The sequence below is a fragment of the Pseudomonas sp. AC211 genome (genome assembly GCF_979258055.1).
In genome coordinates this window covers 1,204,662-1,216,972 of record NZ_OZ409830.1, presented here as the reverse complement: position 1 = coordinate 1,216,972, position 12,311 = coordinate 1,204,662, and the positions used below count along the sequence as shown (strand labels likewise).

Genomic DNA, 12,311 nt, shown 5'->3' with positions numbered 1-12,311 from the left:
GGCGCCATCTTAGCCGTGTCACTGCAACGAAGAAACGCTCGGCGCAGGCGCTTCTTCAGGTTCCAACGCAGCGGGAAGGCGCAAATTGCGCAACCAGTGCTCGGCCAGCGGCCAGACCTCGGCCTGCGCCTGTTTGCTGACCAGCATCTCGACGTGCCCGAAGTCATCGCTGAAACCTTGCCGTTTGCCCAGGCAGACAAAGCGGCGCTGCTCGGAGCCGAACTGCTCCAGCAACTTACGGCAGCCCCACGCCGGGTCTTGCTCATCGCCGTCGGCAGTTACTGCCATTACGGGCACGTTGACCTCGGCCAGCCCTTTCCACCAGTCGTTTTTCTTCCCTTCACCAAAACGGCCAAACAGGCGGTGCCAGCGCAGGCTCTCGCGAATCAAGCCAACCGGCTCGTCCTCCGGGCCGCGCTTGAGGCGCGAACCAGAAATCACCGAAACGCCCTTGAGCAGCAAGCGTGCGCCCCACTCCACTGGCGGAATTTTCAGCGGCCAGTAAACGCGGCTGACCTGGCTGCCGAATAGCGCCACCGACGCCACGTCGTCTTCGCTCAGGTAATGCCCACCCAGTGCGGCGGCCAAGGTAATGCCGCCCAATGAATGGCCAATCCAGTGCGGCGCCTGCCCGCTCTGCTCGCGCACGAAAGCGGCAATGGCCGGCAAGTCGTAACGCGCGTAGTCGGCCACCGTGTTGTTGTTGTAGTCGAGGTTGCGTGGCGACAAGCCGTGGCCACGCATTTCGGCAATCCACACGTCGAATCCCGCGCGCGCCAGATACGGCCCCAAGCCAATGCACTTGGGCGAATACCAGAAGCGGCGGTTGGAAAAGCTGCCCGGAATCAGAATGACCGGCACGCCCCGGTCTTCACCGTGGTCAGCCATGCCCAAGCGGGTCAGCGCCAGCTCGACGCTGAAGTCCGGGCTGTTTGAGGGTTTGAGGCGATAAACATCCTCGCTGAGATCGCCACGAAACTCGGCGCTCATCAAGGCTACGGGAAACAGTTCACTGCTACTTTGCATGCGGATCGACTGACAGGAAAACTTGCAGAAAAAAGGGCGGGAAATATCCCCACCCTTCTTTTGTTTTGTACGTTTTGTTGGACTTCACCGCGCTCTGCTGAGAACGCGGGGAAACCCTAAGCGGCATCCAGGCCTGTTGACCTTCAGCCAGGAAGAACCAGGTTTCCAGCACGGAGTCCGGGTTCAACGACACGCTTTCAATGCCTTGCTCCATCAGCCACTTGGCCAGGTCCGGGTGGTCCGAAGGGCCCTGACCGCAAATGCCGATGTACTTGCCGGCTTTGTTGCAGGCCTGAATGGCGTTGGACAGCAGCTTTTTAACCGCCGGATTACGCTCGTCAAACAGGTGAGCGATGATGCCGGAGTCACGGTCCAGGCCCAGCGTCAGCTGAGTCAGGTCGTTGGAGCCGATGGAGAAGCCGTCGAAGAATTCCAGGAATTCGTCAGCCAGAATGGCGTTGGATGGCAGTTCGCACATCATGATGATGCGCAGGCCATCTTGGCCACGGGCCAGACCGTTGGCCGCCAGCAAGTCGATGACCTGGCTCGCTTCGCCCAAGGTGCGAACGAACGGCACCATGATCTCGACGTTGGTCAGGCCCATCTCATTGCGCACTTTTTTCAGTGCACGGCATTCCAGTTCGAAGCAGTCACGGAACGCTTCGCTGATGTAACGCGAGGCACCACGGAAGCCCAGCATCGGGTTTTCTTCTTCCGGCTCGTAGAGCTTGCCGCCGATGAGGTTGGCGTATTCGTTGGACTTGAAGTCCGACAACCGCACGATGACTTTCTTCGGCCAGAACGCCGCGGCCAAGGTGCTGATGCCCTCGACCAGTTTCTCGACATAGAAGCCAACCGGATCGTCGTAACCGGCGATGCGTTTGTCGACGCTGTCTTTGATGTCTGCCGGCAGACCTTCGTAGTTCAGCAGCGCCTTGGGGTGCACGCCGATCATACGGTTGATGATGAATTCCAGACGGGCCAGGCCGACACCGGCGTTAGGCAACTGGGCAAAGTCGAAGGCACGGTCCGGGTTGCCGACGTTCATCATGATTTTGAACGGCAGATCTGGCATGGCATCGACGGAGTTGGTGCGAATGTCGAAGCCCAGCTCGCCTTCGAAAATAAAGCCGGTATCGCCTTCAGCGCACGACACAGTCACGCCCTGGCCATCGACCAGCACTTGCGTGGCGTTACCGCAGCCGACCACTGCCGGAATCCCCAGTTCACGGGCGATGATCGCGGCGTGGCAAGTACGACCGCCACGGTTGGTGACGATGGCGCTGGCGCGCTTCATGACCGGCTCCCAGTCCGGGTCGGTCATGTCGGAGACCAGCACGTCGCCCGGCTGAACTTTATCCATCTCGGCGATATCGTTGATCACGCGCACTTTACCGGCGCCGATCTTCTGGCCAATGGCGCGGCCTTCCACCAGCACCTTGCCGGTTTCTTTAAGCAGGTAGCGCTCCATCACGTTGGCGGTGGTGCGGCTTTTTACGGTTTCCGGACGGGCTTGAACGATGTACAGCTTGCCGTCGTCGCCGTCTTTGGCCCACTCGATATCCATCGGGCGGCCGTAGTGTTTTTCGATGATCAGCGCTTGCTTGGCCAGCTCGGTAACTTCGGCATCGCTCAGGCAGAAACGGGCGCGGTCGGCGCGGTCGACATCGACAGTTTTCACCGACTTGCCGGCCTTGGCTTCGTCGCCATAGATCATCTTGATGGCTTTGCTGCCCAGGTTGCGACGCAGGATCGCCGGGCGGCCTTCTTCCAGGGTTTTCTTGTGAACGTAGAACTCGTCGGGGTTCACCGCGCCTTGCACCACGGTTTCGCCGAGGCCGTAGGCGCCGGTGATGAACACCACGTCACGGAAGCCCGACTCGGTATCCAGGGTGAACAACACGCCAGCGGTGCCGGTTTCCGAACGCACCATGCGCTGCACGCCAGCCGACAACGCGACCAGCTTGTGATCGAAGCCCTGGTGCACGCGGTAGGAAATGGCGCGGTCGTTGAACAGCGAGGCAAACACTTCCTTGGCAGCGCGGATCACGTTTTCCACGCCACGAATGTTCAGGAAGGTTTCTTGCTGGCCGGCGAACGAGGCGTCTGGCAAGTCTTCGGCGGTGGCCGACGAGCGCACGGCGACGGCCATGTTTTCGTTGCCGTTGGCCATGACTGCGAAGGCTTGGCGAATTTCGGTGTTCAAGCGTTCAGGGAATTCGGCTTCCATGATCCATTGACGGATCTGCGCACCGGTTTTGGCCAGGGCATTGACGTCATCGACATCCAGCGCGTCGAGCGCGGCGTGGATCTGGGCGTTGAGGCCGCTCAGTTCGAGGAAATCACGGTAGGCTTGGGCAGTGGTTGCGAAACCACCGGGGACCGAGACGCCAGCGCCTGCGAGGTTACTGATCATTTCGCCGAGGGATGCGTTCTTGCCCCCCACGTGCTCCACATCATGGACGCCGAGCTTATCGAGGGAAACTACGTATTCAGCCAAGGTGATCTCTCCACTAACGGTGTTGGACTAGCTCAGACCCTATTTACTCTCACGCTTTGCCGCACCTTGGTGCCGCTCCCTGTGACGGTGGCCTGGCCCTGGAAAATAAGTAACAATGCCAACCGGCATGGCTTCGATCAAATGGGGCCTATGATAGCCAAGAATCATCCTTAGCTTAAGGCCCTCGGTGCAAATGAAACGAACCGCTTTCTTCATCTCCGACGGCACCGGCATCACGGCCGAAACGCTTGGCCAAAGCCTGCTGGCGCAGTTCGAGAACATCACGTTCCACAAGCTCACGCGCCCCTACATCGACACCGTAGAAAAAGCGCGGGCGATGGTACAGCAAATCAATAATGCGGCTGAGAAAGACGGCGTTCGCCCGATCATTTTCGACACCATCGTCAACCAGGACATCCGCGATATTCTCGCCAAGTCCGATGGCTTCATGATCGACATCTTCTCGACCTTTCTCGCTCCCCTCGAACAGGAACTGACGTCGCACTCGTCCTATTCGGTGGGCAAGTCCCATTCCATCAGCCACAACTCCAACTACATGGAGCGTATCGAGGCCGTTAACTTCGCCCTCGACAACGACGATGGCGCCCGCACGCATTACTACGACAAGGCCGACCTGATTCTGGTCGGTGTCTCGCGCTGCGGTAAAACCCCAACCTGCCTATATATGGCACTGCAATATGGCATTCGTGCAGCCAACTACCCGCTGACCGAAGACGACATGGAGCGCCTGCAATTACCCAACGCGCTCAAGCAGTACAAAGACAAGCTGTTCGGCCTGACCATCGACCCCGACCGCTTGACCGCCATTCGCAACGAACGCAAGCCCAACAGCCGTTACGCCAGTTTTGCCCAGTGCGAGTTCGAAGTGCGTGAAGTCGAACAACTGCTGCGCCGGGAAAACATTCCGTACATCAATTCCACGCATTTTTCCGTGGAAGAAATCTCCGCCAAAATCCTGGTGGAAAAAGGCGTTGAGCGGCGCTTGAAATAGACGCCGCTGAAACAGACCCGCTACAGCGAAAAAGGTGCACATTCGATGACGCTAATGGACTGCTTGTTGTTTGCACCGATCGCCGTAGCGATTGCCCTGACGCCTGGGCCCAACAATTTCTGCGCACTCAACAACGGTATTCGTTATGGCGTCGGCACTGCGGTGGCCGCCACCGTGGGCCGCAATGTGGCCTACGCGATCTTCCTGGCGATTTCCGCCGTTGGCCTTGGGGCCATGTTGCTGGCGTCGGAAACCGCGTTCACCGTGTTGAAGTGGCTGGGCGCGGCTTACCTGCTTTACCTCGGCATTCGCGCCTGGCGCAGCCGTGAATTCAGCGGTCTGGATCTGGCTGAAAGCAGCGTAGCAGACGGCGCGGCGGGCGGCAGGAGTGTGACGCGCCTGATGCTTCAAGAGTTCCTCGTCGGCATCAGTAACCCCAAAGCCATTCTGCTGTTCGCCGCCATCTTCCCGCAGTTCATCAAACCCGATTTGCCCACCACCGAACAATTTGTGTACCTGGGCGGCACGTACCTGTTGGCCGAGTTCGTGGCCTCCATGGTGTACGGCCTGTTCGGGCGGCAGATTCGCCGGCTGATCAAGACCCCCACCGGGGCGCGGCGGCTGAACAAAACCACCGGGGCGTTTTTCATGGGCGCCAGTGGGGTGTTGTTGAGCACTACGCATCATTGATGGTTTCGCGTTAGCCCCGTTCGCCAGCAAGCTGGCTCCTACAAAGCCGGATGCCTTCCACCTGTAGGAGCCAGCTTGCTGGCGAAACACGGCTAGAAACTCCCTTCCGGCACCCGCACCCAGCCTTCCATCAACACCCGCGCACTGCGGCTCATGATGGCTTTCTTCACCACCCACTCCCCATTCACCTGCTGCGCCTCGGCGCCGACGCGCAACGTGCCCGACGGATGCCCAAAGCGCACCGCCGTGCGCTCACCGCCGCCCGCCGCCAGGTTCACCAACGTGCTGGGAATCGATGCCGCAGTGCCAATGGCCACCGCCGCCGTGCCCATCATGGCGTGGTGCAGCTTGCCCATGGACAGCGCGCGCACCAGCAAATCAACGTCGCCCTTGGCCACGGTTTTGCCGCTCGAAGCGCGGTAGTCCTGCGCGTTGGCAACAAACGCCACCTTGGGGGTGTGCTGGCGGGTCAGTGCTTCTTCCGGGCTTTTGATCAGGCCCATGCGCAGCGCGCCGGCCACGCGAATGGCTTCGAAACGCTCAAGCGCGGCGGGATTGGTGTTGATGTCTTCGCGAAGTTCGGTGCCGGTGTAGCCGATGTCCTCGGCATTCACGAACACCGTGGGAATACCGGCCGTGATCATCGTCGCCTTGAAGGTGCCGATACCCGGCACTTCCAGATCGTCGACCAGGTTGCCCGTGGGAAACATCGAGCCGCCCGCCTCGCCGTCGTCCGACGGGTCGAGAAACTCCAGCACGATTTCCGCTGCGGGGAAGGTCACGCCATCCAATTCGAAGTCGCCGGTTTCCTGAACCTGACCGTTGCTTACCGGCACATGGGCGATGATGGTTTTCTGGATATTGGCCTGCCAGATGCGCACCACGCACACGCCGTTTTCGGGAATGCGCGCGGGGTCGACCAACCCGGCATGCAGCGCAAACGCGCCGGCGCCGGTGGAAAGGTTGCCGCAGTTGCCGCTCCAGTCGACGAACGCTTTGTCGATGGAAACCTGGCCGTAGAGGTAATCCACGTCGTGATCCGGCTGCGTGCTTTTCGACAAAATCACGCACTTGCTGGTACTCGACGTGGCGCCGCCCATGCCGTCAATCTGCGCCGCATACGGGTCGGGGCTGCCGATCACGCGCATAAACAAACGGTCGCGGGCCGTGCCCGGCACCTGGCAGCTTTCCGGTAAATCTTGCAGGCGAAAGAACACGCCTTTACTGGTGCCGCCACGCAGGTAGGTGGCGGGGATTTTGATTTGTGCTGGGTGAGGCATACATCGAGTCCTCGATAGTTGGAGCATTCCTTCTCCCTCAGGGAGAAGGTGCCCGAAGGGCGGATGAGGGATGTCGTAAACCAAACCCTCACCCCAACCCTCTCCCAGAGGGAGAGGGAGCTAGCCTGTTTTCACGCCACCGTCGCTTCCAGGAAGTCCTTGGCAAAGCGCTGCAACACGCCGCCCGCTTCGTACACCGACACCTCTTCCGCCGTATCCAGGCGGCAGGTCATCGGCACTTCGAGGCGTTCGCCGTTCTTCCGAGTGATAACCAAGGTCAGCGTGGCGCGCGGGGTGCGCTCGCCGATCACGTCGTACACCTCGGTACCGTCCAGGCCCAGGGTCAGGCGGTTGGTGCCGGGTTTGAACTCCAGCGGCAACACGCCCATGCCCACCAGGTTGGTGCGGTGAATGCGCTCGAAGCCTTCGGCGGCAATCGCTTCCACGCCCGCCAGCCGCACACCTTTGGCCGCCCAGTCGCGCGACGAGCCCTGACCGTAGTCGGCGCCGGCCACGATAATCAGCGGCTGCTTGCGCTCCATGTAGGTTTCGATGGCTTCCCACATGCGGGTGACCTTGCCGTCCGGCTCAATGCGCGTCAGCGAGCCCTTCTTAACCTGCCCGTCCACCACGGCCATTTCGTTGACCAACTGCGGGTTGGCAAAGGTGGCGCGCTGGGCGGTCAGGTGGTCGCCACGGTGCGTGGCGTAGGAGTTGAAGTCCTCTTCCGGCAAGCCCATTTTCGCCAGGTATTCGCCAGCCGCGCTGTCCAACAAAATGGCGTTGGACGGCGACAGGTGATCGGTGGTGATGTTGTCCGGCAGCACCGCCAACGGGCGCATGCCGGTCAGGCTGCGCTCGCCGGCCAGGGCGCCTTCCCAATACGGCGGGCGGCGAATATAGGTGGACTGCGGGCGCCAGTCGTACAGCGGACTGGCCGCCTCCTCCACCGTGCCCAGGTCGAACATCGGAATGTAAATCTGCTTGAACTGCTCCGGCTTCACCGACGAGGCCACCAAGGCGTCGATTTCCTCGTCGCTTGGCCACAAGTCTTTAAGCGTGATCGGGTTGCCCGCAGCGTCATGGCCGAGCACGTCTTGCTCGATGTCGAAGCGCACGGTGCCGGCGATGGCGTACGCCACCACCAACGGCGGCGAGGCCAGGAACGCTTGTTTGGCGTACGGGTGAATACGCCCGTCGAAGTTGCGGTTGCCCGACAACACGGCGGTGGCGTACAGGTCGCGGTCGATGATTTCTTGCTGAATCACCGGGTCCAGCGCGCCGGACATGCCGTTACAGGTGGTGCACGCATACGCCACGATGCCAAAACCCAACTGCTCCAGTTCGCTGAGCAAACCGGCTTCTTCCAGGTACAACTTGGCCACTTTCGAGCCCGGCGCAAACGAGGTTTTCACCCACGGTTTGCGTTGCAGGCCCAAGGCGTTGGCTTTCTTCGCGACCAGGCCGGCGGCAACGACGTTGCGCGGGTTCGAAGTGTTGGTGCAACTGGTGATGGCGGCGATGATCACCGCGCCGTCCGGCAACTTGCCGTCGGCTTCTTCGCCCTTGGCTGCTGCCAGCATGGCGTCGCCGGCAATGCCGCGTTCCTGCAAGGCGCTAGTGGGCAGGCGTTTGTGCGGGTTGCTTGGGCCGGCCATGTTGCGCACTACGCTGGACAAATCGAAGCTCAGCACCCGCTCGTACTCGGCCGTCTCCAGCGCGTCGGCCCACAGGCCGGTGAGCTTGGCGTACTGCTCCACCAGCGCTACTTGCTGCGGCTCGCGGCCGGTCAGGTTCAGGTAGTCGATGGTTTGCTGGTCGATGTAGAACATCGAGGCGGTGGCGCCGTATTCCGGGCACATGTTCGAGATGGTCGCGCGGTCGCCGATGGACAGGCTGTTGGCGCCCTCGCCGAAGAACTCTACATAGGCGCCAACCACGCGCTCCTTACGCAGGAATTCGGTAATCGCCAGCACGATGTCGGTGGCGGTGATGCCGGGCTGACGCTTGCCGGTCAGCTCGACGCCGACGATATCGGGCAGGCGCATCATCGAGGCGCGGCCGAGCATCACGGTTTCCGCTTCCAGACCGCCAACGCCAATGGCGATCACGCCCAGGGCATCGACGTGCGGGGTGTGGCTGTCGGTGCCGACGCAGGTGTCGGGGTAGGCCACGCCGTCACGCGCCATGATCACCGGGCTCATTTTCTCCAGGTTGATCTGGTGCATGATGCCGTTGCCGGCCGGGATCACGTCGACGTTCTTGAACGCGGTTTTGGTCCACTCAATAAAGTGGAAACGGTCCTCGTTGCGACGCTCTTCCACGGCGCGGTTTTTCTCGAACGCATCCGGGTCGAAGCCGGCGTATTCCACGGCCAACGAGTGGTCGACGATCAGTTGCGTCGGCACCACCGGGTTGACCTTCGCCGGGTCGCCGCCCATGTCGGCGATTGCGTCACGCAGACCGGCCAGGTCCACCAGGGCGGTCTGGCCAAGGATGTCGTGGCACACAACGCGCGCCGGGTACCAAGGGAAGTCGAGGTCGCGTTTGCGTTCGATCAGTTGCTTGAGGGAATCGGTGAGCATGGCCGGGTCGCAGCGGCGCACCAATTGCTCGGCAAGCACGCGCGAGGTGTACGGCAGCTTGGCGTACGCGCCCGGCTCGATGGCGTCGACCGCTTCGCGCGTGTCGAAGTAATCCAGCACGGTGCCCGGCAGGTTCTTGCGGTATTGGGTGTTCATCGCAATGCTCATGGTTATGGGCGGTCCTTGAGCGGCACGAACTTGAGGTCTTCGGGACCGGTGTAGTTGGCGCTCGGGCGAATGATTTTGCCGTCGATACGCTGCTCGATAACGTGCGACGACCAGCCCGAGGTGCGGGCGATCACGAACAGTGGCGTGAACATGGCGGTGGGCACGCCCATCATGTGGTAGCTAACGGCGCTGAACCAATCGAGGTTGGGGAACATTTTCTTGATGTCCCACATGATGGTTTCCAGGCGCTCGGCAATGTCGAACATCTTGGTGTTGTTCTGCTCCGCCGACAGCTCGCGGGCCACTTCTTTAATCACTTTGTTGCGCGGGTCGGCCACGGTGTACACCGGGTGGCCGAAGCCGATCACCACTTCTTTTTTCTCAACGCGGGCGCGGATATCGGCCTCGGCTTCGTCCGGGTTGTCGTAGCGCTTTTGAATTTCGAAGGCCACTTCGTTGGCGCCGCCATGCTTGGGGCCACGCAATGCGCCAATGGCGCCGGCGATGCACGAGTGCATGTCCGAGCCGGTACCGGCGATCACCCGCGAGGTGAAGGTCGAGGCGTTGAATTCATGCTCGGCGTACAGGTTCAGCGAGGTGTGCATGGCGCGCACCCACGACTCGCGCGGCTTTTCGCCATGCAGCAAGTGCAGGAAATGACCGCCGATGGAGTCGTCGTCGGTTTCCACATCGATGCGCTTGCCGTTGTGGCTGAAGTGGTACCAATACAACAAGGCCGAGCCCAGCGAGGCCATCAGTTTGTCGGCAATGTCGCGGGCGCCGGGGTGGTTGTGGTCGTCTTTCTCGGGCGACACGCAGCCCAGCACCGACACGGCGGTGCGCATCACATCCATCGGGTGCGCCGAGGGCGGCAGTTGTTCCAGCGAGGTTTTCAGCGCGGCCGGAATGCCACGCAGCGCTTTCAGCTTGGCCTTGTACGCGGCCAGTTCCGACACATTCGGCAGCTTGCCGTGCACCAGCAGGTGGGCGATTTCTTCGAAGTCGCAGCGGTTGGCAAAGTCCAGCACGTCGTAGCCACGGTAGTGCAGGTCGTTGCCGGTACGGCCGACGGTGCACAGCGCGGTATTGCCGGCGGCGGTGCCGCTCAAGGCAACTGATTTTTGGGTTTGAAGCCCGGCGTGGTCGTCTCTGGGGTTGCGCTCATCGCGGGTATCTCCTCATCTGATCCGGTTGTAATTGTTGTTCTGACTCAGCACAGCGCTGGCCGGCCGCCGCTTCAGTCGAGCGGCCGGGTGGCAATCACTTCTTGGCGGCAAACAACGCGTCGAGCTTTTGCTCGAAGGCGTGGTAGTTGATGCGGTCATACAGTTCAGCACGGGTCTGCATCAATTCGATGACGTCCTTCTGGTGGCCGTTCTGGCGAATCGAGGTGTAAACACTTTCCGCCGCCTTGTTCGAAGCGCGGAATGCCGACAACGGATAAAGCTGAATGGCAACGCCGACCGAGGCCAGCTCATCGCGGGTGAACAGCGGCGTGGCGCCGAATTCGGTGATGTTGGCCAACACCGGCACACCCAAGGCATCGACAAAGCGCTTGTAAGTCGGCAGGTCGTAGGCGGCCTCGGCGAAGATGCCGTCGGCGCCGGCTTCCACATAGCGCAGGCAGCGTTCAATGGCAGCGTCCACGCCTTCGGCCTGAATGGCGTCGGTGCGCGCGATCAGGAAGAAATCAGCGTCGGTCTTGGCGTCGGCAGCGGCTTTGACGCGGTCGGCCATTTCTTCGGTGGAGACGATTTCCTTGCCCGGACGGTGACCACACCGCTTGGCGCCGACCTGGTCTTCAATGTGAGCCGCCGCAGCGCCGGCCTTGATCAGGCTTTTCACCGTGCGCTCGATATTGAAGGCACTGGGGCCGAAGCCGGTGTCGATGTCGACCAGCAGCGGCAAGTCGCACACGTCGGTGATGCGGCGCACGTCGGTGAGCACGTCGTCCAGGGTGTTGATGCCCAGATCCGGCAAGCCCAGGGAGCCAGCCGCTACCCCGCCACCGGACAGGTAAATGGCTTTATAACCGGCGCGTTTGGCCAGCAGCGCGTGGTTGGCGTTGATCGCGCCAATGACCTGCAACGGCGATTCAGCAGCAATGGCAGCGCGGAAACGTTGACCTGGGGTGTTGGAGCTCATGCTTCACCTCTCGTGGGGGATTTGGAAACCGCCTGCCCGGCTTGACCGGTGTAGTGGCGTTCGATATTGCGTTTGGAGGCCGCGATATGGCGGCGCATCAGCAGCTCCGCCAGCTCGCCGTCGCGCTCGGAAATGGCGTCGAGAATGCGGTGGTGCTCGGCGAACGCGTGACGCGGGCGATTGGGCGTGGCGGAAAATTGCAGGCGATACATGCGCACCAATTGGTACAGCTCGCCGCAGAGCATTTGCGCCAGGGTTTTGTTGCCGCTGCCTTGAATGATTCGGTAGTGGAAGTCGAAGTCGCCTTCCTGCTGGTAGTAGCCGACACCGGCCTGGAACGCGGCGTCGCGCTCGTGCAAATCCAGCACGCTGCGCAGCTCATCAATTTCGGTCTGGCTCATGCGCTCGGCGGCCAGGCGGCAGGCCATGCCTTCGAGGGATTCGCGAATTTCGTAGAGTTCGATCAGCTCGGCGTGGCTGAGCGAAACAACGCGAGCGCCGACGTGGGGCACGCGCACCAGCAGCTTCTGGCCTTCGAGCCGGTGAATCGCCTCACGCAGCGGGCCACGGCTGATGCCATAGGTGCGGGCCAGTTCGGGTTCGGAAATCTTGCTGCCGGGGGCGATGTCGCCCTGCACGATGGCCGCCTGAATGCGGCGGAATACGTGCTCGGAGAGGGTTTCGGAGTCGACGGGGGCGTCGGCTACGGATTCGAGGGCGTCTTGCATATTGTCGACACACCGATGAATATTTCGGTGAAAAGTACGCTCTGAACTCTTTTTAGTCAAACCTAGAGAACGGATTGTCGACAGTTATGGTAGAGCGCGGTTTGCAGGAATCGCGGCTGAAGCCGCTCCTACAGATTGGCGTTTGGTGCGGGAGCGGCTTTCGCCGCGATGCTTTTT

Annotated in this window: 7 protein-coding genes and 2 pseudogenes; 2 read left to right on the top strand and 7 right to left on the bottom strand. The window is 61.3% G+C overall.

The window, feature by feature from the left end:
• Positions 1-18: 18 nt before the first annotated feature.
• Both ACZZZP_RS05815 and ppsA read right to left on the bottom strand, forming a co-directional pair.
• Positions 19-1,026: an alpha/beta fold hydrolase gene (locus tag ACZZZP_RS05815; protein WP_463382094.1), complete on the bottom strand. Its 1,008-nt coding sequence runs from the start codon at positions 1,024-1,026 to the stop codon at positions 19-21.
• Between the two features lie 136 nt (positions 1,027-1,162).
• A pseudogene (gene ppsA, locus ACZZZP_RS05810) lies at positions 1,163-3,526 on the bottom strand (phosphoenolpyruvate synthase); the annotation flags it as partial.
• Positions 3,527-3,719: 193 nt separating this feature from the next.
• On the opposite strand from ppsA, the gene ppsR reads away from it, so the two are divergent.
• Together ppsR and ACZZZP_RS05800 are read left to right on the top strand one after the other, a co-directional pair.
• Positions 3,720-4,538, top strand: a complete 819-nt coding sequence (gene ppsR / locus ACZZZP_RS05805; protein WP_110618553.1) for a posphoenolpyruvate synthetase regulatory kinase/phosphorylase PpsR — start codon at positions 3,720-3,722, stop codon at positions 4,536-4,538.
• Positions 4,539-4,583: 45 nt separating this feature from the next.
• A complete protein-coding gene (locus ACZZZP_RS05800; protein ID WP_122492488.1) occupies positions 4,584-5,228 on the top strand; it encodes a LysE family transporter in 645 nt (214 codons plus the stop codon).
• Between the two features lie 92 nt (positions 5,229-5,320).
• Here ACZZZP_RS05800 and prpF read toward each other — a convergent pair whose 3' ends face one another.
• The 5 genes and pseudogenes from prpF to ACZZZP_RS05775 form a co-directional block, all read right to left on the bottom strand.
• Positions 5,321-6,508 carry a 2-methylaconitate cis-trans isomerase PrpF gene (prpF, locus tag ACZZZP_RS05795; protein ID WP_463382092.1) on the bottom strand — a complete coding sequence of 396 codons (1,188 nt, stop codon included), beginning with the start codon at positions 6,506-6,508 and terminating at the stop codon, positions 5,321-5,323.
• 131 nt (positions 6,509-6,639) lie between these two features.
• Positions 6,640-9,249, bottom strand: coding sequence for a Fe/S-dependent 2-methylisocitrate dehydratase AcnD (gene acnD, locus ACZZZP_RS05790; protein WP_463384658.1), 2,610 nt, complete (start codon positions 9,247-9,249; stop codon positions 6,640-6,642).
• Positions 9,250-9,263: 14 nt separating this feature from the next.
• Positions 9,264-10,426 (bottom strand): annotated as a pseudogene (gene prpC, locus ACZZZP_RS05785) (bifunctional 2-methylcitrate synthase/citrate synthase).
• Between the two features lie 95 nt (positions 10,427-10,521).
• On the bottom strand, positions 10,522-11,406 hold the full coding sequence (gene prpB / locus ACZZZP_RS05780; protein ID WP_122451720.1) for a methylisocitrate lyase: 885 nt from the start codon (positions 11,404-11,406) through the stop codon (positions 10,522-10,524).
• Positions 11,403-12,134 carry a GntR family transcriptional regulator gene (locus ACZZZP_RS05775; protein ID WP_463382091.1) on the bottom strand — a complete coding sequence of 244 codons (732 nt, stop codon included), beginning with the start codon at positions 12,132-12,134 and terminating at the stop codon, positions 11,403-11,405. Before ACZZZP_RS05775 ends, prpB begins: the two co-directional genes overlap by 4 nt.
• Positions 12,135-12,311 lie beyond the last annotated feature (177 nt).

What these genes read in the sequence shown, in the direction of transcription:
- ACZZZP_RS05815 (WP_463382094.1), bottom strand. Translation starts at nt 1,026, where the DNA reads ATGCAAAGTAGCAGTGAACTGTTTCCCGTAGCCTTGATGAGCGCCGAG.
- ppsR (WP_110618553.1), top strand. Translation starts at nt 3,720, where the DNA reads ATGAAACGAACCGCTTTCTTCATCTCCGACGGCACCGGCATCACGGCC.
- ACZZZP_RS05800 (WP_122492488.1), top strand. Translation starts at nt 4,584, where the DNA reads ATGACGCTAATGGACTGCTTGTTGTTTGCACCGATCGCCGTAGCGATT.
- prpF (WP_463382092.1), bottom strand. Translation starts at nt 6,508, where the DNA reads ATGCCTCACCCAGCACAAATCAAAATCCCCGCCACCTACCTGCGTGGC.
- acnD (WP_463384658.1), bottom strand. Translation starts at nt 9,249, where the DNA reads ATGAACACCCAATACCGCAAGAACCTGCCGGGCACCGTGCTGGATTAC.
- prpB (WP_122451720.1), bottom strand. Translation starts at nt 11,406, where the DNA reads ATGAGCTCCAACACCCCAGGTCAACGTTTCCGCGCTGCCATTGCTGCT.
- ACZZZP_RS05775 (WP_463382091.1), bottom strand. Translation starts at nt 12,134, where the DNA reads ATGCAAGACGCCCTCGAATCCGTAGCCGACGCCCCCGTCGACTCCGAA.